Source organism: Nonlabens sp. SCSIO 43208 (assembly GCF_050703575.1).
Lineage (GTDB): Bacteria > Bacteroidota > Bacteroidia > Flavobacteriales > Flavobacteriaceae > Nonlabens > Nonlabens tegetincola.
Genome location: NZ_CP065365.1, coordinates 2363775 through 2388694, shown reverse-complemented (window position 1 = coordinate 2388694; position 24920 = coordinate 2363775). Strand labels below are relative to the sequence as shown.

Here is a 24920-nt window from a genome sequence, read left to right as displayed (position 1 = left end):
TAAGCCGCTTTTATAAAGCGGCTTTTTTTATGAGGATTTTTATTTCATTATTATTTGTTTTTACCATTGCTACAACGACCGCTAGCGATAACCCACGTCAATATTTAAAGTTTATCGATGACCTTAATGAAGATGTTGTTGTTCAAACCTGGGAATACATGAACGCTTATACGAATGGAGGTAGTCTATTTGAACTAAAATCCAATAGGAAAAGATTAGAAAACTATTTACTGCGAGCATTAAAAAAGGTTCAAAAACGTCCTACCGCACATGAGGAGTTTAAAAATCAAGCCAAAGCCTACTTTGAAGGTAATCTGGCAATCGTAAAAAAAGATTTATACGTTTTATTACGAAATAAGGAACTTAAAAAGGTTGAGGTAGATCCTTATGAATTACAATTAAATATACGTAGAGCTATTGTACAACTGCGCGTTGATTATGACAATGCCGTTCAAAACTTTGCTAGTGAACACAATTTACAACTAGAACTCAATAGATCTGATGTGGCCATTGCGATGAATACTACAATGGCTGCCTATGATTACTATCATCATTACAACATCCAGATTAAAAAATTAATTAATCTTGAACAGCAATATTGGACCGATTTACATAATAAAAGTGGCAACCAACTTAACTCTATAGAAAATCAATTGTGCCAGGCAAACCTTGATTTAATTGAAGTGCCTCAATTACTGAATAATGATTCATCTTTAGTTACAGCTGCACAAGAATATATGAGTTATATACAAACATTGTGTGGTCAGGAACTTCAAGAAATTAAAAATTTCAAATTAATAGAAAGCACAGGCGATCGTAAAAAAATAGCTCAAGCAACTAGTGCTTATAATAAAGCTATCAAGGATGCCAATGATAAAAGAAGGAGTCAAATAACGCAATGGCAAAATAAAACAACAGCCTTTTTACAAAGACATGTAAAAATGTAAACCTATCCGCCTACTCGTTTAACCTTAAAGCCTTTGTCTTTAAGAATATCCATAATTCTATCTCTGTAATCACCTTGAATTATGATTTCATCATTTTTAAAACTACCGCCTACTCCTAGAGTTGTTTTAATTTCTTTTGCTAATATTTTGAAGTCACTAGTCGCACCATTGTAGCCTGAAATAATGGTGTTTACTTTTCCTTTTCTCTTCTCAAACTTGCAAAGTAATGGATCATCTTGTAGCCAAACATTGCTTTCTGGTGCTTTTTCTTCCTCCTTATAATCGTGATCAGGAAATAGATTTTTAAGTTGATCTTGTAAGTCCATAATTAAGTAGCTGTGGGATCGGTTTCATTTGTTATATCAAAGATAGACTCTTTTCTTTGATGTAATATAGAAACGCCTTTTTGTAATAATAAGTTATTGGGGTAAGTTATTTCCTCACCTTCACTAGTTTCTAGTAGTGTATAAAATCCTTTAATATCCTTAATGGTAGCGGTTACAGGTAGATCTTTATCATGAATACGCACTCTGTCACCTATCTTATAGGGAAAAGTAAAGTAGAGTATGAAGCTAGCAGTAACATTGCTCAAAATACTCCAGTTTGCAAATAAAGCAACACCTACAACTGCAAATGCACTACCTAGTGCTACCCAAAAACCATCGTTATTAATACCCCAAACAAGTATTATACTTATCAAACACAAGGTCCAAAGTATATAACCAAAATACCTGCTTACGTATTGCTTGCGCAATTCTGATCTTGATACGCGTTCTGATATTTTTGAAGCACTCCATATAATCAATCTATGGGTAACAATCCCTAAGATAACGATGATTACAGTGATTATAAATTCCTCTTTTTTTAATAGTTCGATCATAGTTGCAAACTGTCCCTTAAGTGTGCGAATTTATTAGAGTTTTTATTCCAATAATCGATTTTTATCGTTTTTTTAAGGCTGGCCGTACTTACCATAGGAATTTGATTATCCATGTAGCGTTCCATCCAGTTTAATATCCTGAACGGAAACTCTTTTTCAGTTTTATAAGCAATAGTTCTATTGATTTCAGGATAATTTACACTGTATAAATATCCATCTGGTAATTCTCTAAGTTTGGCTATCGCCTCCATTGGTTCGGCATCTATATGCTTAAGCCTTAAAAATTCTGCACTAGGCACAATTTTAAGGGTGTCTACTGGCATTTTCAATGGTCCTAATCTCAATTGACTAGGAATTTGATTTTCAAGTAGTGCGCTCTCTATTTGGAAACTTTTATTGCCTTCACTTTGAAAATAAGAATGCAATTGAACATCATATGACGTATTGTTCTCATTGAATTGCATATAAGTATGACCGCACCATTCTTGAATTGAAGCTGCAACTTTGATAGCATTACCTTCAAAATCTAAAGGTAAAAATGTACTGCTCATCATTTTATAAGGATAAATACCAGTATTAAAATCCCTTGTTGCATTAAGTTTAAGGACTGAATAATTATCATCTTTAATACGATCAGCTTTAATTTGGTCCTTAGAATCAAACGGTTCAGTTACATAGATTAATACTGCTGTACCTTGTCTCATTTCTCCATAACGTGCTTGATTCAACTCATAACTAGAAATTTCTGCGGTACCATCAAACCAGTAAGATTTAAAATTTTCATCTATAGAACGAGATTGTCTTTTTGATTTTGTTGGAGTACTGACTTCATCGGTAGTTGATGTTTCTTTCTCAGTTTGACAAGAGATAAGTGTTGCGACTAGTACATATAAATAAAAAAACTTCATAACCTTTTTCTCAAAGTTATGAAGTTTGCGATTAATAGGTGTTAAGCTTTCGCGAAAGCGTGATTATAATTTTGTTATAACTAGATTGGTTCTTGGACCGAACTCATCGACAGTAAAATTTGCATAACTATCTGGCATTAGAAATTGAATCTTTACATTAGCATTTTGCGATAATGATATATTAGTATTTAAATTTCTAGTCACACGACCATTTCCACTATGACTAAATTCTACTTGTTCATAGAAAGTATAACTATCATTTCCACCATCACCATCTACCACTAAAACTATTCCGAATCTAAAGGTATCTGTAGTATCAAAATCAGAAGTTACACTAGCCTTTACATTGTAAATCCCGTCCACGGGCGCAGTATAAACACCGTTAGTATTATCATAATTACTACTCGGTGTAGTTTCATTATCAAAAATTACATCTGCCCAATCGTCATTAGTATCGCCTACATTTGGGTTAACTATAGTTAAAGTACTTCCTCCATCTGAATCTGCTCTGACAAAATCGCTAGCATTATTTCCCCAACTCACCATACCAGCGCCATCAGTAGTAAGAACTTGTCCAGCAGTACCATCTACAGTAGGTAATTCATATCCATCGGTATCAGCTTCATTCCTTATGGCAAATCTATCACCTGAAAAATACCCGGAATAGGCATTACTGGATCCATCATTAATTGCCTGAGAATATATCCCGTATCTCACTCCTGTACTTGTTGAATTACCACTGACTGTTCTTATTCCATAAATAGTGCCTGCAGATGTGGATCCCGTATCGATATTGTTATTAATACCATAACTAGTAGCAGTGCTTGATGAATTTATCTCTGTAAGATTATTTAGCCCTATATGTGTACCATCTCCACTGCTGGATATTTCATTATTAATTCCTACTTTATTTCCTCTTGCAGAACTTGTGTTGTTTACGTTTATGGAATACGTATTGGAAGACAGGGCACTACTAGAATGTCTATTAGTTATGGATAATGTGATGCGATCTTCAGAAGCTAGAGCTCCTTGGTTTTCAATACTCACAACACTTGCAGGTACTCCATCGTTACCGAAGCGCGTTCTTCCTGATCTAAATATTTCTGAAGTTGTAGCGGTAGCATTAGTAGTTGTTCCACTGTCAAAAAATGCAGCAGTACCGCTGGATAAATCAGTTACGTTTTGGTAGGCACTACCATTACTAAAATAAAATCCTATTGGGTTTGAACCGTCCACAGTGTCTAAGTAAATTATGGTACCAGCAGGAGCAGCTGGTGATGGTATATTACTTACTCTAGGAACCATAATTCCATTAAATTCTCCTGGACCTAATGATGTACTTGCTTCAACTTGTAAGTCAGTTACTGGTGTTGCTGTTCCTATTCCCACTTGAGCTGTTACCGAGTAGCTGATAGCTATTAAAAATATGAGTAAAAACTGTTTCATATCTGATTTGTTAAGAGCCTTAAATTAATCAGTTTATTTCTACTATATTTTTTAGATTGACTGCTTATGGACAAAAAACGCTTTACATCTTAAAAAATAGATGTAAGGTTTAAATAATCGTTAATATATAGCTATCAGTAAGTTAAGAACTTGCTTTTTCTTGATACATCTTAAGTTGGTCTCGTAATCTAGCTGCTTCCATGAAGTCCAATTCTTTGGCAGCTTTCTCCATCGCCTTGCGTGTATCTCTTACTTTTTTGTCTAATTGCTCTTTTGATAAGTATTCAGCTTCCTCTTCAGCTGCTTGTTGAGTGAGCACTTCTTCAATGGCATAGCTAGCAGCATTTTTACGAGCAATAGTATTGTCCAATGATTTTTTGATTGCAGTTGGAGTTAGGTCATTTTCTTCGTTATAGGCAATTTGCTTGCTACGTCTATATTCCGTTTCATCAATAGTTTTTTGCATGCTATCCGTGATTTTGTCCGCATATAGGATGGCTAGACCATTTACATTACGAGCAGCACGACCAATAGTTTGTGTTAAAGATCGATTGTTTCTTAAAAACCCTTCTTTATCAGCATCAAGTATAGCAACTAATGATACTTCTGGTAAATCTAATCCTTCTCTTAATAGGTTTACACCAATCAACACATCAAATAGACCTCTTCTTAAATCGCTCATTATCTCTACACGTTCTAGCGTGTCGACATCACTGTGAATATAGCGACATCGCACACGTATACGAGTGAGATACTTTGTCAATTCTTCTGCCATTCGTTTTGTAAGAGTAGTAACCAGTACACGTTCATCACGTTCTTCTCTCAGTCGAATTTCCTCGACAAGATCATCTATTTGATTTTGACTAGGACGCACTTCGATTATTGGATCTAATAATCCCGTAGGTCTTATGATTTGCTCTACATAAATTCCTTCGGTTTTTTCAAGTTCATAATCAGCAGGTGTCGCACTTACATATAATACTTGATTTTGAAGAGCTTCAAACTCTTCAAATTTCAAAGGTCTGTTGTCCATTGCCGCTGGTAGTCTAAAACCATAATCAACTAGGTTTTCTTTTCTAGACCTATCACCACCATACATAGCGCCTACTTGCGGTACACTTACATGGCTTTCGTCAATAATCATCAAATAATCGTCTGGGAAATAATCTAGTAAACAAAAGGGTCTAGTTCCTGGTAATCGACCATCTAAATAACGACTGTAATTTTCGATACCCGAGCAATAACCTAATTCTCTGATCATTTCAAGGTCAAATTCTGTGCGTTCCTGTAAACGTTTAGCTTCAAGAGGCTTACCTATTTCTTTAAAATAGTCAACTTGTTTAACTAGATCTTCTTGAATTTGATGAATAGCATTTTGTAGTACATCAGGTGATGTCACAAACATATTAGCTGGATAAATAGTTATCTGATTGAATTTCTCTAAAACATTTCCATTTACCGGATCAAATCTCTCGATTTCTTCAATTTCATCTCCGAAAAAATGAATTCTAAACGCAGTGTCTGCATAACTAGGGAAGACATCTAGCGTATCACCTTTTACCCTGAAATTCCCACGATTAAAATCGGCAGTAGTACGAGAGTATAAACTTTGTACCAGCATTTGTAATAGCTTGGTTCTAGGAATTTCTTGATCTTGTTTTAATCTGATTACATTTTTTTGGAACTCTACGGGATTACCTATACCATACAAACAAGATACCGATGCTACAACAATTATATCTCTCCTTCCTGATAGTAAAGATGAGGTAGTGCTCAATCGCATTTTTTCAATCTCCTCGTTGATAGATAAGTCCTTCTCAATATAAGTACCACTCGTAGGTATAAAAGCCTCAGGCTGGTAATAATCATAATAGGAAACAAAGTATTCTACAGCATTGTCAGGAAAAAAAGCTTTGAATTCTGAGTATAATTGAGCAGCGAGTGTTTTATTATGACACAAAACTAGGGTAGGGCGTTGAGTTTTTTCCACCACGTTTGCAGCAGTAAATGTTTTTCCACTTCCTGTAACACCTAGTAGGGTTTGATATCGTTCTCCTGAATTAATTCCGTCAGCCAATTTTTTAATGGCTTGTGGTTGATCTCCAGTTGGAGAAAAGTCTGATACTATTTTGAAGTCCATAATGTAAAACTAAGATTTTTATGAGTACGCTTTCGCGAAAGCGTAATTAAAATAATCCTAACAAAAATGTAATTATCTGATGAGTGAAAAATGACCTTTAAAGGAGCGTCCATCTGCCAGTTCAACTAAGTACCAATAATCTGTACTAGGCATAGGATTGTTATTATAAGTGCCGTCCCATCCTACACCTAGTGGATCCAATTGTTTGAGCAGTTTACCAAACCGGTCAAAGATGTAAATACTTGCATCTGGCTCCGTTTCAATCGCGGTTACTTGCCAATAGTCGTGAAAACCATCTTCATTTGGAGTGAAGTAAGGTGGAGCAGCTACAATGGTTGCAGGAACTGTTAATGTATTACAGTTAGTTTGAGAGCGTACTGTAATCGTATAAAATCCAGGTAACAAATTCGTAAAAACTGGACTGTCCTGAAATATAAAATTATCTATACTGTATTGCCACGGTCCATCTCCTGTTACATCGATCTTGATGCTATTGGAACGTATTGTGAATTGCTCAATTTCTATGGATTCTAGTTGGGTAAGATCGTAATGAGCTATACTGGTTGAAATACTATCGGTACATCCATTATTATCAATTCCTGTTACCGAATAGATTCCTGGTAGAGTAGTGGTTATACTGCGAGTGGTTTCACCATTATTCCATAAATAGGAATCAAAATTGTTGCTGGCTGTTAAGGTTACTTCATCGTCTGGACAGGTTACAACTGGATCTGTTACTGTAATAACGGGTTTTTCGTTTACGACAATAGTAAATGGTTGTGTATCTATACAGGTTATTGGACCGTTGTTTGCTAATCGTATATAAATTTGTTCAATTGCTTGTGTGTTTTGATAGTTATCTGGTAACGCGTTACTATTACTTACAGCGCTAGCTTGATCAGGATGAAAACTTACATCCCAGTTAGAAGCAATACTACTCAAAATTTGATCACGAATAGCGGTTAAATCAAAAATTTCAATTCCATCTCTAGAGTTATCATCACAAACCTCGTAATCATTTATAAATGGTATTTGTGGTTCTTCAATAAGCTCGAAGTCAAAGGATATAATTTCAAAGCAAGAAGTGAAATCCCTATTTTCTATGCGGGCATAGAAAGATGAGTTTGTTGCATTAAGTATATGAAAATAAGGAAGCTCATTAATCCTATTTTGAGCATCATTATTTGATGAGTAAAAACTGACATCAAAATCTATGGGATTTTGGGATCCTAATATCTCACTAGCGGCTTGAGTGAAATCTATTGTCTCGATTCCATCATTTCCTATATCACATGTGTATTGTGTTTGAATAGGATTTGCAATTAGCGAATGAACTACATTAAATTCAAAACTTGTTACATCATAACAGCCGTTAGAGTTTAAGTTGTCTAATCTTACATAATAGGTGCCTGCAGTTAATTGAGTATTTGGCGCAATAGAGTTAAAATCTTGCTGAGCTTCAAAAAGGTTGTAATGTAAAGAGATTTCAAGATTATTGGATGTATTATTTTGAAGCACTTGTTGCGATACCAGGGAGAAGTCTATTGTAGCTAAACCATCATTTGAGAGGTCATCGCACACAATTATATCATTAATTGCACCTGCATTGGGTTGGTTCACTACAGTAATGGTATCAATTATTGTAAAAGTTTCAAGAGGCGTTGTTATTGTTAAACTTACTTGGTAATCTCCTGGGCTTACAAATGTATGGGTCGGATTTATTACAGTACTAGTATTAGTACTGCTAGTTGTATCACCAAAATCCCACAGCAATGTAGTGTTTGGACAAGTTGCCAAAGCATCTGCTGTGAATTGGGTAGGATTGCCACTACAGCCTTCTACAAAAGAAAAACGTGGTGTAAAAAAAGCATTATAAAAGGGTGGTAATCCTTCATTTACATTGGTACCAGGAGCAAGGCTTACTCCATTAAGAATAAATGCAGCACTTGCTCCTATGTTGTTAGGTTGATCAATTACGCTTAAATAGTTTTTTAAATCATTTGAATAGTAAATTTTACCATCTGGACCAATTTGCAAAGCACCTCTAGAAACATCATCGGTTGAGTCCAAAGGATCTGTTTGATATATAGTAATAGGATTTGATTGGTAATTAGGTGAAGTTGTATCGTATTGAAGTAGCGTGCGTTCACCAAACACACCATTTTGAGCTGTATTCAAATCCAAATAGAATAACCTAGAGTCCAAACTAAATTCACCACCATAAGCCAATAGATTAGAAGGAAAACTAAGTTCGGTGGGATTGGTAACACTACCGTTAGTAGTGTCAAAGTCAAAAATAAATGCACCTGTCCCCAGATTGTTGGCAGGTGTTCCATTAGGTAAAAATTGATTCATTAAGGCTATTTTACTGCCATCAGGAGCAATTTTTAAATATCCACGTCTATCTTCAACTCTAGTTGAAGGACTGTTACTTACAATCACATTGTTATCTAATCCTTGCGGAGTTAACTTAAAAGCATAAAATGAATCAAAAATACCGGTATTAAAATTTGATTCGGCATAGGAAATTATCCAAGCATCTCGACCATTACTGTGGACACTTGCTGTAACTTTTTCAGAAGAATCAGGTAACAAATTGATGTTTTTTTGAGATGGAATAACAGCTCCTAATCCATTATCTAATAGCATATCTACAACACTATAATTTAAACCTGTAACAGGATTAAAATCACCAACAGTAAAGATGTAATAGAGGTTTTCATTCTCGGGCATTGGAATAATTATTCCAGATTGTGTACTGCTGGGGTCACCTAGTAGTCCAGAACCATTGAGCATGACTTGATGATTGCGATTCCAGATTGTTATTCCGTCTGTATAGAATAATAAATTTCCACAAGCGTCACTTATGGTTGCGCAACCTTCCGTAGTATCTAATTGCCCTAGGTCATTTGCAACAGGAGAACCACTATTGAAATCTAAACCAGCATTGGAACCAAAAAACCACCAATTAGCCTGATTTTGTGCATTAATGAAGCAAGCAAAAAAAAGTATCAAAAAAAGTAGCTTTTTCATACTTTAAAAATACGCTAATAAAAAATGCCTTCAAATTATTGAAGGCATTACATGTGTATAAGGTAAAAAGTACTTTTAAATTTTAACTCTCCACCCGTGTTTATCTTCCGTACGATTATATTGAATATCCATCAATGCGGCTTTAATATTAGTCGCATAATCGTTTTCAATTACAGGTAATTCATATTTAAAATCTTCGTGTTTGAAACCTTTAATAGGTACAATTACTGCAGCCGTACCACTTCCAAAAATTTCCTTTAATTCACCGTTTTGCGCAGCTTCTTTAATTTCTGAAACTCGTATTCTTCTTTCTTCTACTTCTATACCGTGATCTTTGGCCATTTGAATAACACTTCTTCTTGTTACTCCATTTAATATTCTGTCATTATTAGGAGCAGTTAAAAGTTTATCGCCTATGCGCACAAAGATGTTCATTGTTCCTGCTTCTTCAATGTACTCGTGCGAGGCAGCATCAGTCCAAATTATTTGTTGATAACCTTCTTCCATCGCCAGGTTATTTGGGTAAAAACTGGCAGCATAATTACCTGCAGCTTTTGCATATCCTACACCACCATCTGCTGCACGTGAAAATTGATTGGCTATAATAACTCTTACTTCACCACGGTAATACGCAAAAGCAGGAGACATAACGATCATAAATTTATACTCGGTAGAAGGAGCTGCCGCTACTCCGTTTTCACTAGCTATCATAAATGGTCTTAAATACAAAGAAAGTCCTTCTCCATATTTTACCCATCCTTTATCTAAATTTACTAATGTTTTTAATCCTTCTACAAATACCTCATAAGGTACTTCAGGCATTGCAAGTCTTTTGGCACTTTCATTAAAACGTTTCCAGTTGTCTTCTGGTCTAAAAAGGAAAACATCACCAGCTTCATCTTTGTAGGCTTTCATACCTTCAAAAATGGCCTGTCCATAATGAAATACTTTACAACTAGGTTCTACTTGAATTGGTCCGTATGGTTTGATATGTGTTGTTTCCCATTTTCCATCGCGCCAGTTGCATTCAAGCATGTGGTCTGTAAAAGTTTTTCCGAAAACTAGATCATCAAAATTCGTTGATGCTAATCTAGATTCCGAAACTCTATCTATAACGATTTCGTTGGTATCGGTCATGGGTTATTTTTATTAATTTTTTGCAAAGATAACGGATAGTATCATTGAATAAATCCCAACGAATTACTAATTTTGTGGAAAATATAAACAAATGAAAACCTATTTACCTTTATTTTTTATCATTTTCTCAATAATCGGCTGTAAAGAAACTCAAAAAGAAACTGACATGCCTGCAGTAAATGATGAACAAGTTGAAGAAATGGCTTATATGAGCTATGGATCAAAAATTACTGCAGAAAATGCTATTTCAACAGCAGAATTATTCGAGAAATATCAAACCTTAACTGACTCAGACACAATCCAAGTAAAGGTAAAAAGTGAGATTCTTGATGTATGTCCAAAAAAAGGATGTTGGGTTAAAATGGCAGTTGGTAGCGATACAACACGTGTGATGTTTAAGGACTATGGATTTTTTCTACCTAAAAACGGTAAAGGAAAAGAAGTGGTATTTGAAGGTAAAGTATATAAATCAATCACTGACGTAGAAACTCTTCGTCACTATGCAGAAGATGCTGGAAAATCTCAAGAGGAAATAGAAAAGATCAATGAACCTGAAACAAGCTATACTTTTATAGCTGATGGTGCTCTTGTGGAAGAGTTTGAAAACCCAGATGTTGAAATGCCTGCAGAAGAAAGCGCAAGCGAATAATGAAAAGAGAAATCATGATCACTGGCGATGGTTCCAAAACCATTCACATGCCAGATCTTAACGAGCAATATCATTCTAAACATGGCGCCTTGCAAGAGGCGCTTCATGTTTTTATAAAGATGGGTTTACAGCCTTTACAAGAGTCATTACAATCTGATAAAGGCAGCGTTAATATTCTAGAATATGGTTTTGGTACCGGTCTTAATGCTATTTTAACCAAGCAACATGCGAGTACTACTAGAATTCATTATACCGCAATGGAAGCATACCCAGTAAGTGCCGATGAGGTCCTAGCTATGGATTATGGAAGCTTACTGAAAGATCAAATCTTTTATGAAGCATTGCATGAGATGGATTGGGAAATTGACAAGCAGTTAACTTCTACATTTAGTATAATTAAAAAGCAAATGAAATTTGAAGAGGTCAAATTCGACAACCAGTTTGATCTTATATATTTTGATGCTTTTGGACCTAGAACACAACCAGAACTTTGGACCAGACCCATTTTTCAAAAAGCGTTTGATAGCCTAAAAAATGGTGGTGTACTCACTACTTATTGTGCTCAAGGTCAGGCTAGACGCAATATGCAAGAAGTTGGTTTTAACGTAGAACGTCTTCCTGGTCCACCAGGTAAAAGAGAAATGTTGCGAGCGACAAAATTATAGGTAATTTAAAAGACTAGCCTGTCTAGTCACTATTAAAAAGATATGAGTAACGAAGTAAGAAATCAAGAACCTAAGTCACTTTGGAATCACTTTGCCGATTTGAACGCAGTTCCTAGACCTTCTAAAAAAGAGGAACGTGTAAGAGCCTTTATGGTGAAATTCGGTAATGAATTAAATCTACAAGTTATAGAGGACGCTGTAGGTAATGTAATTATAAAAAAGCCTGCAACTGCAGGAATGGAGAACCGTAAAAGTGTGATTTTACAATCTCATCTAGATATGGTACACCAAAAAAACAACGACACTCAATTTGATTTTGATACCCAAGGTATTGAAATGATTGTCGATGGTGATATTATTAAGGCAAATGGAACAACTCTAGGTGCCGACAATGGAATAGGCGTGGCTGCAATCATGGCTGTTTTATCCTCAACTGATATTGAGCATCCAGCGATTGAAGCTTTGTTTACGATTGATGAGGAAACAGGTATGACCGGTGCCAAAGAATTGGATAAAAATATTCTTAAATCAACTATACTTCTAAACCTAGATACTGAAGAAGATGATGAAATTGATATAGGATGTGCTGGTGGAGTAGATATCACTGGTAAAAAACAGTACGATACTAGTAATCCAGAAGATACTTATTCTACGGTTACGATTACTGTGAAAGGTCTTAACGGTGGCCACAGCGGTATGGATATCATTAAAGGTTTAGGTAACGCAAATAAAATGGCTACCAGACTATTGGATGCGCTACAAAAGAAATCAGATATTCATATTGTTTCTATTCAAGGTGGTAGTTTGAGAAATGCTATTCCACGTGAGGCTGTTGTAGAATTACGCTTTCGCGAAAGCGAACTACAGAACATGCAATTTACCTTTGAGAAATGCAAGCAAGCCATAATAAATGAGTATAAATCCTTAGAAGAAAATTTAAATATTTCGTGGGAATTGACGAATTCTAGTTTAGGTCATCTTAATGCTTCTGACAGTCGTGAGGTAATACACGTTTTACTAGGAATTCATAATGGTGTTTACAGAATGAGTCCAGATATTGAAGGTCTTGTAGAAACTTCAAACAACTTGGCTCGAGTAAAATTACATGATGGACAATTGGAGATAGCTTGTTTAACTAGATCATCTGTTGAAAGTTCCAAAACAGATCTAGCATCTTCAATAAGTGCTGTAATGCAGTTAGCTGGAATCAGTGTTGAATTATCTGGTGACTATCCTGGTTGGGAACCAAATCGTGATAGTGCAATTTTAGAAATCGCGGAAAATAAGTATAAGGAACTATTCAATGAATCACCTAGAGTAGTCGCTTGTCATGCAGGATTAGAATGTGGAATTTTAGGTGAACGTTATCCAGGTTTGGACATGATATCTTTTGGTCCAAATATTAGAGGCGCTCACAGTCCAGATGAACACGTTGAGATTTCTAGTGTTCAAAAATTTTGGGATTTTTATTTAGAAATCCTTAATAATGTTCCAATGAAATAAAAGAGCACCTACAGCTAGATTAATACTTTAAGTAGGTTTTAAGAAGGATTATTAATGCCAGGTTTTATTTTGCTTGGCATTAATAATTACTTACATGAAAATCAGTACTAAAATTCTTTCTATTTTTTTGGTTTTAGGAATTATTGCTTGTTCTGCACCAAAAAAGGTGAGTTCCAAAGCAACAAAATCCGAAGCATCAAATAAAACCAGCTCAAAGTTTAAACCTTATAGTAAACTTATAACGGGTAAAACTAAAACAGACGACGGTCTTTTTAAAGTTCATCAAAATGAGGATGAATATTTTTATGAGTTACCAGATTCCCTATTAGGTAAAGATATGTTATGGGTTACCCGTATTGCACAAATACCTGCAAATTTGGGTGGTGGATATTTAAATGCTGGTAGTAAAACCAACCAACAATTAGTTTCATGGGAGCGATTTAAGGATAAAATATTACTTAAAGTCAAATCTTATGATGCCGTTACATTAGACTCTACAGCGGCTATATCCAATAGTGTTAAGGTTAATAATTATGAACCTATTATGTACGCTTTTGATATAGAAGCTATTAATGCCGATTCTACGGGTGTAGTAATTGATGTTACCAAATTTTTAAGCAACGATATACCTGCAATAAGTGGTTTGAATTCCAGACTACGCAAACAGTATAAGGTAAGAAGTCTGGATAAATCACGCAGTTTCATTAATCGTGTAGCTGCTTATCCTTTAAATGTTGAGGTTGTGCAGGATATGACTTATACAGCTAGTGACGCACCTTCAAATTCATCTGTAGGTTCCATAAGTTTACAGATGAATCAATCTATGATATTGTTACCTGAAAAACCTATGACACCTAGATTGTATGATCCTAGAGTTGGTTTCTTCACGGTTAATCAAATTGATTACAGTTCTCCTAAATTAAAAGCCGATGAAAAATCTTATATAAGAAGATGGAGGCTAGAGCCTAAAGATCCTGAAGCGTATGCAAGAGGTGAATTGGTAGAACCTGTAAAACCAATTGTTTATTACCTTGATCCTGGTACCCCAGAATCTTTGAAGAAATACATAAAACAAGGTATTGAAGACTGGCAGAAACCATTTGAAACTGCAGGGTTTAAAAATGCTATCATAGCAAAGGAGGCTCCTAGCATAGAAGAAGATCCTGAGTTTAGTCCAGAAGATATAAGATATTCTGTGGTTAGATACGTGGCAAGTACTACTCGTAATGCTGTAGGTCCTAGTGTGAGTGATCCTCGTAGTGGTGAAATTATTGAAAGTGATATTATCTGGTATCATAACCATTTAAGATCTTATAGAAACCGTTATTTACTTGAAACAGGTGCGGCAAATCCTAGTGCAAGAACATTAGATACGCCTGCTGAAGAGATAGGTGAGATGATGAGACAAGTAATTGCCCATGAGGTAGGTCACGCGTTAGGATTTCCACACAATATGGCGGCGAGTTACGCCTATGATGTCGAAAGTTATAGAGACGGAGACTTTACACAAGCAAATGGAATTGCGGCAAGTCTTATGGATTATGCCCGTTATAATTACATTGCTCAACCTGGAGACAAAAACATAAGATTTGTACGCCAAATGGGTCCTTACGATCATTATGCTGTCAATTGGGGTTATAGAGTAATCCCTAACTCCAATACTCCAGAAGATGAAAAAGAGGTACTGAATCAATGGATTTTAGAAAAAGCAAATGATCCTAAATATAAATTCGGAAGACAAAGCAGTCGTTTTGATCCTCAATCTCAAACTGAAGCTATTGGTAATAATCCTGTAAAGGCAAGTAGTTATGGAGTTGAAAACTTAAAAATTGTTGCCAAAAACTTACCACAGTGGACTTCCAATGACACTAATAATTACGACGATTTAGATGAATTGTATAGAGAACTTTTAGGTGTGTTTTCTAGATATGTAGGTCACGTTGTTACAAATGTTGGTGGCGTTTATGAAAATCTAAAAACTCCTTCTCAAGATGGTACTGTTTATGAACCTGTAGATTCAAAAACACAAGAACAGTCAGTACAGTGGTTGATTGAAAATGTGTTTGAAACACCAGAGTGGTTAGTTCGACCTGAGATTCTTAAAAATATAAATGAATCGGGATATACAGATAGAGTGAGATCATTACAATCTAGATATCTGTCAAGCCTACTGTCTTACGATCGCTTGGGTAGAATGATTGATGCAAAAGCAATGGATGATAGTGCCTACTCTGTAGTGGAGTTGATGCAAGATTTGAACAACGGGATATTTAAAAATATACAACCAGATGTATATGAACGTAACTTGCAAAAAGCCTATGTAGATCGTTTAATTGAGCTTATGACAAATGAAAAACCTCGTGCTAGCTTTAATGTTACCCAAAGCGATGTACCTTCAATTGTAAGAGGTCAACTTAATGAAATTAAAAAAATAGCAAGAAGGAATAATGCGCGTACTTCAAATAAGGTGGTAAGTTTTCACTATGAAGATTTAATTGCTAGAATTGAGAGAACGCTCGATCCAAAGTAAGAATAATAGAACAGCAATAGTAAGAACCTACCTGATGGTGCTCATCAGGTAGGTTTATTTTTTTTTACGGTACATCGTCTCCCAAAGAAGCAACGTAAATTTTAAACCACTGCTCTAGGGATAATTTAACTTTTTTACTTTTTACCGCACTTTGTAAACGTTCGTATTTACCAGTTCCTATAACTGGGATAATTTGAGAAGGATGTGCTAGAATCCATGCAAAAATAACTTGATCAAAGGGTATGTTTCCTAGCTCTGTACTGACTTCTTGGATTGCATTAAGAACTCGTTTTCCTTTATCAGTTTCAGGATGTAGTAAAGATCCACCAGCTAATGGAGACCAAGCCATAGGACGTATTCCAGCACTGGTCAAATAATCAATATTCTCATTTTCAAAATGCTCGAGGGCATAAGGAGATATTTCAATTTGATTTGTAATTAAGGGTTCTTCACAATGTTCTTGTAAGCTTTTAAACTGATTAAGTGTAAAATTAGAAACCCCAAAGTACTTTACTTTACCATCTTTTTTTAATTGGCTAAATGTTTCTGCAACTTCAGCATGATCAAAAAAGGGAGATGGCCTGTGTAATAATAGAGCATCGATATAATCGGTCTTCAAATTTTTTAAGGAAGTCTCTACTTGATTAATAATATACTTTTTTGAATAGTCGTAATACTTCACTTGACGATTAGGAAATTTATCTGACCTAAGTTTTATACCACATTTAGTCACAAGCTGCATTTTGTGTCTTATTGATGGGTCTAGAGATATTGCTTGGGCAAATATTTCTTCACATTCATAATTACCATAAATATCAGCATGGTCCATGGTGGTAACACCTAGGTCAATTGCTTGCTTAATATAGGTAAGCAGTTCCTGATTAGGTAAATTCCAGTCGCCTAATCTCCACATTCCCAAAGCAAATTGGGACAATGGGTAATACGATTTATTCTCACTCAATGACATATTCTATTTTTTGCAAAGATGGATATTGTAAGTAGATAAATACATAAATAAAAATTATATTAGTCATTAAAAACATAAATAAAAATATATGAAAACTATTTGCAACCTTTGTACAAACAAAAATTCATGAAAACAATTTCAATAGCAAAAGGTGATGGAATAGGTCCAGAAATTATGAATGCTACATTGGCTATCATAAAGGCATCCGGTGCCGCAGTTAAATTTGAAGAAGTACAATTAGGTAAAGAAGTATACTTATCAGGTAACACATCTGGAATTACTCCTGAAGCTTGGGAAAGTATACGACGTAACAGGGTTTTACTTAAAGCACCTATTACTACACCTCAAGGTGGTGGTTACAAAAGTTTGAACGTAACTATGAGAAAAACTTTGGGACTTTATGCAAATGTAAGACCGTGTGCCAGCCTACATCCATATGTTACAACAAAACATCCTGATATGGATGTAGTTATTGTAAGAGAAAATGAAGAAGATTTATACGCAGGGATTGAACACCAACAAACTCCAGATGTTGTTCAATGTCTTAAATTAATAAGTCGCCCAGGTTGTGAAAAAATCATAAGGTACGCATTTGAGTATGCGAGATACAACAACCGTAAAAAGGTAACTTGTTTTTCAAAAGACAATATTATGAAACAAACTGATGGTTTGTTCCATAAAATATATAATGAAGTAGCACAGGAGTACCCAGATATAGAAAAAGAACATTGGATCGTTGATATAGGTGCAGCTAAGGTTGCTGATTCACCAGAGCATTTTGACGTAATAGTGATGCCTAATTTATACGGTGATATCATAAGTGATATTGCGGCACAAATTACTGGTTCTGTAGGAATGGCAGGTAGTGCCAACATAGGTGAAAGCGTAGCTATGTTTGAGGCCATTCACGGTAGTGCTCCAGATATTGCAGGGCAAAAAATTGCAAATCCTTCTGGTTTGTTGCGTGGAGCAATCATGATGCTTAATCATATAGGAGAAAATGAAGCAGCACAATCTATTCATAACGCTTGGTTACTTACCTTAGAACAAGGTATTCATACTGCAGATATATTTAAAGAGGATATAAGTAGTAGTAAAGTCAATACAGAAGAGTTTGCTCACGCAGTAATTGCTAATATGGGAAAGGAACCACAACAATTAACTAAAGTGAGGTATAATGCAAAAGAGCCGTTTAAGCTGCCTCATGTAAAGGAGCGTGCAGCTCAAAAGAAAGAGTTACTAGGTGTTGATCTGTTTGTAGATTGTGAAAATAAAAACCCTAATTTCGTAGGAGAGCTCTTGCGTAGTATTGAAAAGGAAGATGTCAAATTACAAATGATTACAAATCGTGGAGTGAAAGTATGGCCTAATGGATTTGATGAAACATTTTGTACACAACACTGGCGATGTAGATTTATGCCCGATGGTGGTAGAGCCATGACAAATCAAGAAATTGTTGCATTGCTTAATGAAGCGATTGACAAAAAGGTAGATGTAATTAAAACAGAAAATCTGTACTCATTTGATGGAGAACGAGCTTTTTCTCTAGGACAAGGACAGTAATTTAATATAGATTATACAACTTAATGCCAACAGTACTTTACATTTACTGTTGGCATTTTATATGTAATATTATGAACGAAATTATAAAAACGAGACGCAGTATTTTCCCTGCGCAATATATTGAAGGTACTATAGAGAAACAGGATCTCCTTTCTATTATAGATGCAGCAAGATGGGCTCCTAACCATCGTAAAACTGAACCATGGAGATATAAGGTTCTTACCGGTAAAGCGCTAGATAGGCTAGGTACGTACCTTGGAGATGCCTATGAAGAAACCCCAGGCCACAAGAAAATCAAGCTTAAAAAGTTAAGAGAAAATCCTAGTAAAGCTGCAGCGGTTATTTTAATTTTTATGCACAGGGATGAAAAAGAATCAGTTCCAGAATGGGAAGAAGTAGCAGCAACTTCCATGAGTGTACAAAATATGTGGTTAATGACTCATGAATTGGGTTATGGTGCCTACTGGAGTAGTCCTAAATCCTTTGTTGACATGAAGAATTTTGAAGGTATAACAACACATGAGAACGAACGATTTTTAGGTTTTTTCTACATTGGAAATTATGATAAAAAGGGGTTTGATTATAATGCAACAAGAAAAACTATAGAAGAAATAGCCACTTTTATTGATATGTAAATTTATTGAAATTCAAGTATTTAGTTCATTGTTTAAATTATTTAAACTAACAATTTAGTTTTATAACTATAAAAATAGTTTGAAAACTAAAAAAATAGTTATACGTTTGTAATGCGTTAAGGATAGAGTGGTGTTACCATGTAACAACGATAGCCTGACCTCGAGTGATCACTCGAGGTAACGCCCTTAAAACATCATAAATGGAAAAACTAACAGCTAAAGAAGAAGAAATTATGCAGGTTTTATGGAAGCTAGAGAAGGCTTTTGTAAAAGAAGTGGTACCACACCTGTTTGGAACCAATCATTATAATACCGTATCTACCATTGTGCGTAAACTAGAGGATAAGGGATTTGTATCTCACGAGGCCTTTGGTAAAACACACAGGTATTTTCCAATAGTTCAAAAGGAAGACTATCGCAATAAATACGTGACTACAGCGATTACCGATTATTTCAATAATTCATATAAGAATGTGGTTTCTTTCTTTGCCGATGAGAAGAAAATATCGGCCAAGGAATTAAGAGAAATATTAAATATGATTGAATCTAAAGACAAATAGCATGGAAACACTTGTAGAATACCTTTGGAAAAGTACAGCAGTTCTAGCTGTATTCGTTTTGGGATATCACTTCATATTAAGAAAGTTAACTTTTTTTCAAGCCAACAGAGTTTTTTTACTTGTTGGAATAGTTGCTAGCATCGTTCTACCTTTTGTTGAGTTTACAGAGGTTGTATACATGGAACAATTACCTGTCACCACTACAAATAATGTGATCTATTTTTCTGATGCAGCAATGATGAATACGGTTACTCCAGAAGTTACTACTTATAACTGGATGGAACTTTTTATTTATGCTTATCTAGCTGTCGTATTATTCTTTTTGGGTAAATTAAGTATAGAAATTATGAGCGTTCAACGACTCTTAAACGGCGGTACGAGTAGAAAGGAAGATGGAGTAGTGTTAGTATCGCTTTCGCGAAAGCTTACTGCATTCAGCTTTTTTAATAAAATAGGATTTCATAATGGTGACGAGAAGTCTGAACAGTTTGCACATATTCTAAGACACGAAAAAGTACACGCCAAGGAATGGCATAGTATAGATGTGATTATAACACATATATATTGCGCTTTATTTTGGATCAATCCATTATCGTGGTTTTTGAAAAAACAGGTGGCTCAAAATTTAGAGTTCATTGCCGATGCCAAAGCGGCTGCTGTACAAGAAGGTAATATGAGCTATGCTAGAACATTAGTTAATGCAGTAGTATTACAACAACAACCAGCGCTTGCAAATAATTTTGTAACCCCTTTTATTAAACAACGAATCATAATGTTACAAAAAGAAGCTTCAAAGAAATGGAGTGCCTATAAGTATGCTCTTATATTACCGGTAATCATTCTTTTCCTTTACAGTTTCAATACGGTTACTAAAGTTGAGTATTTAAATAGTCCAGTTGAAAAAATGATTCCTACTGAAAAGGCATCAAAAGATTATGAATCTTCAACTGCACCAGGTAACTCTAATTTACAAACAGCACAGCCTGTTATAGAAGCAATAGATCCCATATTCAGGTTAAAGGAACGAGTTAATTTAAGGATTGTAAGTTCCAGTACTCGAGAATCTCTTGAAAAACAAGCAGAAAATCTTAAAAAGAAGTACAATGTAGATCTTAAAATCAAAAAGTTCAAAAAGAAGAATGGGAAAATTATAAAACTGGCACTTTCAATTGATAACAACAAGGGTTCTGTCATTGAACAGCAATATGAAAGCACCAATGGTCTAGCCGATATCTGTATAGACGGCGTTTTTGATGACACAACAAGTGATTGGTCAATAGGTAAATGTGATGCACAAGTTTCACAAAGAATAATACAATCTGGTCCTGGAAATAAGTTTTACGCATTCAGTACTGATAGTGTAATGAAGCCTTATATCTTCAATGGAACTTTTAAAGATTCTCTGTTATTGAACGCTTTGTCTAATGTAAAAACGGTGAATCTTGATTCAATTTTTGCTCAGATTGAAATGGGAGAAAATTCGATAAAATTAGATTCTTTAATGGCAACAATGAATATCCAATTTAAAGATTTAGACAGTCTAGTAAATATGGGGAACAGCTTTCAATATGCACAACCCATAATTATTGAAGAGCTCGATATTGATATGGATACATTAAGAGTTGATGCATCCCAACCTATGACGTATCGTAGTTCATACAGATGGAATAGTGATGCTAAACCTCTTTTTATTTTAAATGGTAAAGAGGTGGAAGAAGCTAAAGTATTACGATTACATCCTAATGCCATACAAACCGTTACAGTTCTTAAAGATGGTAATGCAACAAGTAGATATGGAGATAAAGGTGCAAATGGAGTAATTGTTGTGGTTAGTAAACCAGAAGATCTTAGAACTCTTGTAGAAGAGGAAATTATAATTGATAATGATTCTACTAGATATAAAGTAAGACGTAAGGCTATAGAAAAGCGTGAGGAGTATATGCGTGAAAGAGAGCAATTAATGGAGGAAAAGCGAGCTCAATACGAGGAGCGACGAGAATTATTACGTGAAAAATCCGAAGCTAAACGAGAAGAACTAGAAAAACGCAGAGAAGTTATGCGTGAAAAAGCTGTGGAGAAAAGAAAAGAAGTGGAATTGTTGAGAGAAGCGAAAAGATCAGAACTAGAGGCAAGAAGACAAATCTTATTAGCCAAGAGAGATTCACTAAAGGCTGGATCACGTTATTATGAAATTGAAGAAGTGATTGATGAGAATGTTGAAAATATTTATCAAGTCAATGATCCTGAGAATAAAGATTCCCTTATCAAATTAGGAGAGATACTATCTGAAAAAGGTCATGTTTTAAATATTAAAACACATAGAGTAAGAGATGGTATTTTACGTAAATTAAAATTTGAAATTGACGGTAATCAATACACATCACAATCAGATGCTGGAATTAAACAAGTTGTATTTAAAGAGGTAAACAGTCAACTTAGAGTAAGCATCATTCAAAATTGATAGGTTATCAGAAAAATAAAAAAAGCCTGCAATAACAAGCAGGCTTTTTTTATCATAGCGTTTAATCTTTTACTAGAATTTTACAATCTTGACTTATTAAGAGTAAACTTAGTCAAGATTTAATAGCGATATACAATAGCGTTTATATTCATTCCTGCACCTACACTGGCAAACATGACCACGTCACCTTTTTCAACTTTGTGTTCTGGCATTTTATCATGGACAACAAGATCCATGACAGTAGGTACTGTAGCGACTGAGCTATTTCCAAGCTTGTGAATAATCATAGGCATGATATCTTTAGGAACTTCCATATCATAAAGTTTATAAAAACGCTGCACAATAGCTTCATCCATTTTTTCATTAGCTTGGTGAATGAAAATTTTCTTTAAATCTTTAATATCAACTCCAGCTTGATCCATTGCGGCTTTCATTCCATCTGGCACTTTTGAAAGAGCAAAATTATAGATGCGTCTTCCATACATTTTTATGTATTGTGTTTTGTCTTCTATTTCTTTATTGTAAGAAGTTTCATTAAAAATGAAATAGGTTTCTTCTTCCGTATAAGTAGCGGTAGCCTGACCTAATATACCGTGTTCATCCATGCTAGGTTCTACAATAGCGGCACCAGCACCATCAGAGTAAATCATAGAATCTCTATCGTGTGGATCAACTACCCTTGAAAGTGCTTCGGCACCGATAACAAGTACACGTTTAGCTAGTCCAGATTTTATAAAACTATCTGCTTGGCTTAAACCTAAAACCCAACCAGGACACCCAAAGAGTACATCATAAGCGACACATTGAGGATTTTTTATTCCTAACTTGTTTTTTATTCGGCTAGCCAGACTAGGAACCATATCGCTGGAACCGCCATCTGGTTTAACATCTCCGTAATTATGAGCTACGATAATAAAATCAATCTCTTCTTGGTTACAATTAGCGTCTACAATAGCATTTCTAGCAGCAATAGCGCCTATATCACTTGTAAGTTGTTCAGGTGTAAGGTAGCGTCGTTCTTCAATACCAGTAATGGCTACAAATTTTTCAATAATTACTTCATTGTCACTACCAAATGAGCTACCGTCATTATTTAAGAATTCATGATTTAAAAAGTCCTCATTTTTAGTTACTACTTCCGGAATGTAACTTCCTACTCCTGTTATTTTTGCTCTCATAAAGGCATTAATATCTTCAATTCATCGTAAAAAAAGTCATTAAACTTGTGTTTTCCTAATCTATCACTCTTAAATTTTTAAGTCTTTCTTAACTATTGAGAATATTTAAGATAATTGTAGATTATTCTATGAATAATACAATGCAATGAATAGTAATAACACTTGAAAAGGCATTTTTATGAGATTTTATACCTTCAGGATGTTTTATTAGTTAATCAACTTTAATTCAAAATTATCTTGAAATTTATCGCCTATTTTATACTTCCCATTTAAATTTGCAGCAAACATCGATCTTGAAAAATCTTATCGTTTTTTCTTTGTTATTTGCTCTTGCGGTAAGGCCTGTTTTCTACTTAGGTCAATGGACGTATTACGCAACTAATTTAGATGATCATAGACGAATATTGTGTTAATAAAGATCGTCCCCAACTACAGTGTGATGGAAAATGTTATTTAGCACAGCAAATGATGCTGGCAGAGGCTAACTATGAAAAGGAACAATTACAAGTAGGTGCATTAGTGGCTTTTTATCCCGTGTATTATCAACAGAACAATATTGATTTTAATTTTTCTAAAGCATTTCATTACAAGCAAGAATTGATTGTAAGTAAAGAACAGCTCTTACTATCTAGTTATAAACACGACCTGTTTAAACCACCAATCGTTTAACGGCTCTCCGTAAAAAAGCTTATGCTATTATTATTCTATTAGCATTGGCTTATATCAATTCATATAAAATCATAATTATCCGTGATCTCATTATTAATCGACATGATGGATCACAACTAGGTTGGATATTTTGAATTATTCAAAATAATCCAACGCACCATTATACTATTAAATAAAATGAAACTAAATCATATATTTTCAACAATCGCTCTTACGTTAATTCTGACCTCATGCTCTACTGATGATGATTCTACCGGTGATCAACTAGAAGGCCAGCAAGGTGATATCACGATTAAATTTGACAATGCTGTGGGAAGCAATGACTTCCTATTTAATAACACTTACTCATTGTCAAATGGAGATACTTTTCAAGTTCAAACTCTTAAATACATCATTAGTAACATAGTGTTGTTAGATGAAAATGGAAACGAGAGTACTATTCCAGCAATAGATAATATTTTTATTGTAGATGAATCTCAAGCTAACAATGCAGGTGAATTCAACATTACACTTAATGATATTGATGCAGGAAATTACACTCAAATTAAATTTGGAATAGGTGTTGACCAAGATCGTTATACGCTAGGTGCGGCAGGTCAAGGTAATTTTTTACAACAAGCAGATGACGCTGGAATGATGTGGAGCTGGGCAACTGGATATAAGTTTATTAGATTAGACGGAACTTATACCGATTCTAATGCAGCAGACCAAGCTCTAAATATTCACATGGGTAGTGTGGGAACCTCATTAGATAATTATAGAGAAATTACATTAGACTTACCAAATACATCACGAGTACGTGAAAATAGTATTGCCGAAATTCACGTGATTGCTGATATTATGAAAATTTTTGAAGGGTCTACCACAGTTTCTTTCGCCGATGGTTACAATCAAGTGCACACAAACGAAGTAGAGACACCTATTATAGCTCAAAATTTTTCTGAAAGCTTCAGTGTACACCACGTTCATAACAATTAATAGTTCTTATAATCACTGATATTGAAATTCTTCCCTATAAAAAGAATATTCTGTATCAGTGATTTGTTCAA

At 34.8% G+C, this 24920-nt stretch carries 20 protein-coding genes; 11 read left to right on the top strand and 9 right to left on the bottom strand.

The genetic code is table 11. From position 1 onward, the window contains the following. Positions 1-29 precede the first annotated feature (29 nt). Positions 30-947 carry a hypothetical protein gene (locus tag I5168_RS10930; RefSeq protein WP_431471777.1) on the top strand — a complete coding sequence of 306 codons (918 nt, stop codon included), beginning with the start codon at positions 30-32 and terminating at the stop codon, positions 945-947. Positions 948-949: 2 nt separating this feature from the next. Here I5168_RS10930 and I5168_RS10925 read toward each other — a convergent pair whose 3' ends face one another. From I5168_RS10925 to I5168_RS10895, 7 genes are all read right to left on the bottom strand, one after another. After that, positions 950-1273 (bottom strand): translation initiation factor, encoded by a 324-nt coding sequence (locus I5168_RS10925; protein WP_042278637.1) that lies wholly within the window; start codon positions 1271-1273, stop codon positions 950-952. A gap of 2 nt (positions 1274-1275) precedes the next feature. Continuing rightward, positions 1276-1827, bottom strand: a complete 552-nt coding sequence (locus I5168_RS10920) for a mechanosensitive ion channel family protein (RefSeq protein ID WP_060522631.1) — start codon at positions 1825-1827, stop codon at positions 1276-1278. Beyond that, positions 1824-2735 (bottom strand): septum formation inhibitor Maf, encoded by a 912-nt coding sequence (locus I5168_RS10915; RefSeq protein WP_431471776.1) that lies wholly within the window; start codon positions 2733-2735, stop codon positions 1824-1826. The genes I5168_RS10920 and I5168_RS10915 overlap by 4 nt, the downstream gene beginning before the upstream one ends. A 63-nt stretch (positions 2736-2798) precedes the next feature. Then, the gene (locus I5168_RS10910) at positions 2799-4181 is read right to left on the bottom strand and encodes a hypothetical protein (RefSeq protein WP_431471775.1); all 1383 of its coding nucleotides are present in this window, start codon (positions 4179-4181) and stop codon (positions 2799-2801) included. A gap of 142 nt (positions 4182-4323) precedes the next feature. Beyond that, positions 4324-6321: an excinuclease ABC subunit UvrB gene (uvrB, locus tag I5168_RS10905; RefSeq protein WP_431471774.1), complete on the bottom strand. Its 1998-nt coding sequence runs from the start codon at positions 6319-6321 to the stop codon at positions 4324-4326. Positions 6322-6393: 72 nt separating this feature from the next. Beyond that, on the bottom strand, positions 6394-9354 hold the full coding sequence (locus I5168_RS10900) for a T9SS type B sorting domain-containing protein (protein ID WP_431471773.1): 2961 nt from the start codon (positions 9352-9354) through the stop codon (positions 6394-6396). A 75-nt stretch (positions 9355-9429) separates the two neighbouring features. Then, positions 9430-10491 carry a branched-chain amino acid aminotransferase gene (locus I5168_RS10895; protein WP_167341881.1) on the bottom strand — a complete coding sequence of 354 codons (1062 nt, stop codon included), beginning with the start codon at positions 10489-10491 and terminating at the stop codon, positions 9430-9432. Positions 10492-10582: 91 nt separating this feature from the next. Here I5168_RS10895 and I5168_RS10890 point away from each other — a divergent pair, with 91 nt between their 5' ends. From I5168_RS10890 to I5168_RS10875, 4 genes are all read left to right on the top strand, one after another. Further along, positions 10583-11140, top strand: a complete 558-nt coding sequence (locus I5168_RS10890; RefSeq protein WP_105018858.1) for a DUF4920 domain-containing protein — start codon at positions 10583-10585, stop codon at positions 11138-11140. After that, positions 11140-11805 carry a tRNA (5-methylaminomethyl-2-thiouridine)(34)-methyltransferase MnmD gene (gene mnmD / locus I5168_RS10885; protein WP_105018859.1) on the top strand — a complete coding sequence of 222 codons (666 nt, stop codon included), beginning with the start codon at positions 11140-11142 and terminating at the stop codon, positions 11803-11805. The genes I5168_RS10890 and mnmD overlap by 1 nt, the downstream gene beginning before the upstream one ends. Before the next feature lie 42 nt (positions 11806-11847). Beyond that, positions 11848-13308 carry an aminoacyl-histidine dipeptidase gene (locus I5168_RS10880; RefSeq protein WP_105018860.1) on the top strand — a complete coding sequence of 487 codons (1461 nt, stop codon included), beginning with the start codon at positions 11848-11850 and terminating at the stop codon, positions 13306-13308. 94 nt (positions 13309-13402) lie between these two features. Beyond that, positions 13403-15838, top strand: a complete 2436-nt coding sequence (locus I5168_RS10875) for a zinc-dependent metalloprotease (RefSeq protein WP_431471772.1) — start codon at positions 13403-13405, stop codon at positions 15836-15838. Between the two features lie 64 nt (positions 15839-15902). On the opposite strand, the gene I5168_RS10870 is transcribed toward I5168_RS10875, so the two are convergent. Then, positions 15903-16805, bottom strand: a complete 903-nt coding sequence (locus tag I5168_RS10870) for an aldo/keto reductase (protein ID WP_105018862.1) — start codon at positions 16803-16805, stop codon at positions 15903-15905. Between the two features lie 126 nt (positions 16806-16931). Here I5168_RS10870 and I5168_RS10865 point away from each other — a divergent pair, with 126 nt between their 5' ends. The 4 genes from I5168_RS10865 (at position 16932) to I5168_RS10850 (ending at position 22024) form a co-directional block, all read left to right on the top strand. Beyond that, a complete protein-coding gene (locus I5168_RS10865) occupies positions 16932-18368 on the top strand; it encodes an NADP-dependent isocitrate dehydrogenase (protein WP_105018863.1) in 1437 nt (478 codons plus the stop codon). A 71-nt stretch (positions 18369-18439) separates the two neighbouring features. Then, positions 18440-19003: a nitroreductase family protein gene (locus tag I5168_RS10860; protein ID WP_308736866.1), complete on the top strand. Its 564-nt coding sequence runs from the start codon at positions 18440-18442 to the stop codon at positions 19001-19003. A 200-nt stretch (positions 19004-19203) separates the two neighbouring features. After that, on the top strand, positions 19204-19563 hold the full coding sequence (locus I5168_RS10855; RefSeq protein WP_105018864.1) for a BlaI/MecI/CopY family transcriptional regulator: 360 nt from the start codon (positions 19204-19206) through the stop codon (positions 19561-19563). Between the two features lies 1 nt (position 19564). Further along, on the top strand, positions 19565-22024 hold the full coding sequence (locus tag I5168_RS10850; RefSeq protein ID WP_431471771.1) for a M56 family metallopeptidase: 2460 nt from the start codon (positions 19565-19567) through the stop codon (positions 22022-22024). A gap of 119 nt (positions 22025-22143) precedes the next feature. Here I5168_RS10850 and I5168_RS10845 read toward each other — a convergent pair whose 3' ends face one another. Next, entirely contained in the window at positions 22144-23202 is a 1059-nt protein-coding gene (locus tag I5168_RS10845) for a 3-oxoacyl-ACP synthase III family protein (RefSeq protein ID WP_167341890.1), read from the bottom strand. Positions 23203-23589: 387 nt separating this feature from the next. Between I5168_RS10845 and I5168_RS10840 the strand changes: the two genes are divergently transcribed. Both I5168_RS10840 and I5168_RS10835 read left to right on the top strand, forming a co-directional pair. After that, on the top strand, positions 23590-23871 hold the full coding sequence (locus I5168_RS10840) for a hypothetical protein (protein WP_431471770.1): 282 nt from the start codon (positions 23590-23592) through the stop codon (positions 23869-23871). A gap of 177 nt (positions 23872-24048) precedes the next feature. After that, a complete protein-coding gene (locus I5168_RS10835; RefSeq protein ID WP_105018867.1) occupies positions 24049-24849 on the top strand; it encodes an MbnP family protein in 801 nt (266 codons plus the stop codon). The last annotated feature ends 71 nt before the right edge of the window (positions 24850-24920 follow it).

What these genes read in the sequence shown, in the direction of transcription:
- I5168_RS10930 (WP_431471777.1), top strand. Translation starts at nt 30, where the DNA reads ATGAGGATTTTTATTTCATTATTATTTGTTTTTACCATTGCTACAACG.
- I5168_RS10925 (WP_042278637.1), bottom strand. Translation starts at nt 1,273, where the DNA reads ATGGACTTACAAGATCAACTTAAAAATCTATTTCCTGATCACGATTAT.
- I5168_RS10920 (WP_060522631.1), bottom strand. Translation starts at nt 1,827, where the DNA reads ATGATCGAACTATTAAAAAAAGAGGAATTTATAATCACTGTAATCATC.
- I5168_RS10915 (WP_431471776.1), bottom strand. Translation starts at nt 2,735, where the DNA reads ATGAAGTTTTTTTATTTATATGTACTAGTCGCAACACTTATCTCTTGT.
- I5168_RS10910 (WP_431471775.1), bottom strand. Translation starts at nt 4,181, where the DNA reads ATGAAACAGTTTTTACTCATATTTTTAATAGCTATCAGCTACTCGGTA.
- uvrB (WP_431471774.1), bottom strand. Translation starts at nt 6,321, where the DNA reads ATGGACTTCAAAATAGTATCAGACTTTTCTCCAACTGGAGATCAACCA.
- I5168_RS10900 (WP_431471773.1), bottom strand. Translation starts at nt 9,354, where the DNA reads ATGAAAAAGCTACTTTTTTTGATACTTTTTTTTGCTTGCTTCATTAAT.
- I5168_RS10895 (WP_167341881.1), bottom strand. Translation starts at nt 10,491, where the DNA reads ATGACCGATACCAACGAAATCGTTATAGATAGAGTTTCGGAATCTAGA.
- I5168_RS10890 (WP_105018858.1), top strand. Translation starts at nt 10,583, where the DNA reads ATGAAAACCTATTTACCTTTATTTTTTATCATTTTCTCAATAATCGGC.
- mnmD (WP_105018859.1), top strand. Translation starts at nt 11,140, where the DNA reads ATGAAAAGAGAAATCATGATCACTGGCGATGGTTCCAAAACCATTCAC.
- I5168_RS10880 (WP_105018860.1), top strand. Translation starts at nt 11,848, where the DNA reads ATGAGTAACGAAGTAAGAAATCAAGAACCTAAGTCACTTTGGAATCAC.
- I5168_RS10875 (WP_431471772.1), top strand. Translation starts at nt 13,403, where the DNA reads ATGAAAATCAGTACTAAAATTCTTTCTATTTTTTTGGTTTTAGGAATT.
- I5168_RS10870 (WP_105018862.1), bottom strand. Translation starts at nt 16,805, where the DNA reads ATGTCATTGAGTGAGAATAAATCGTATTACCCATTGTCCCAATTTGCT.
- I5168_RS10865 (WP_105018863.1), top strand. Translation starts at nt 16,932, where the DNA reads ATGAAAACAATTTCAATAGCAAAAGGTGATGGAATAGGTCCAGAAATT.
- I5168_RS10860 (WP_308736866.1), top strand. Translation starts at nt 18,440, where the DNA reads ATGAACGAAATTATAAAAACGAGACGCAGTATTTTCCCTGCGCAATAT.
- I5168_RS10855 (WP_105018864.1), top strand. Translation starts at nt 19,204, where the DNA reads ATGGAAAAACTAACAGCTAAAGAAGAAGAAATTATGCAGGTTTTATGG.
- I5168_RS10850 (WP_431471771.1), top strand. Translation starts at nt 19,565, where the DNA reads ATGGAAACACTTGTAGAATACCTTTGGAAAAGTACAGCAGTTCTAGCT.
- I5168_RS10845 (WP_167341890.1), bottom strand. Translation starts at nt 23,202, where the DNA reads ATGAGAGCAAAAATAACAGGAGTAGGAAGTTACATTCCGGAAGTAGTA.
- I5168_RS10840 (WP_431471770.1), top strand. Translation starts at nt 23,590, where the DNA reads ATGATCATAGACGAATATTGTGTTAATAAAGATCGTCCCCAACTACAG.
- I5168_RS10835 (WP_105018867.1), top strand. Translation starts at nt 24,049, where the DNA reads ATGAAACTAAATCATATATTTTCAACAATCGCTCTTACGTTAATTCTG.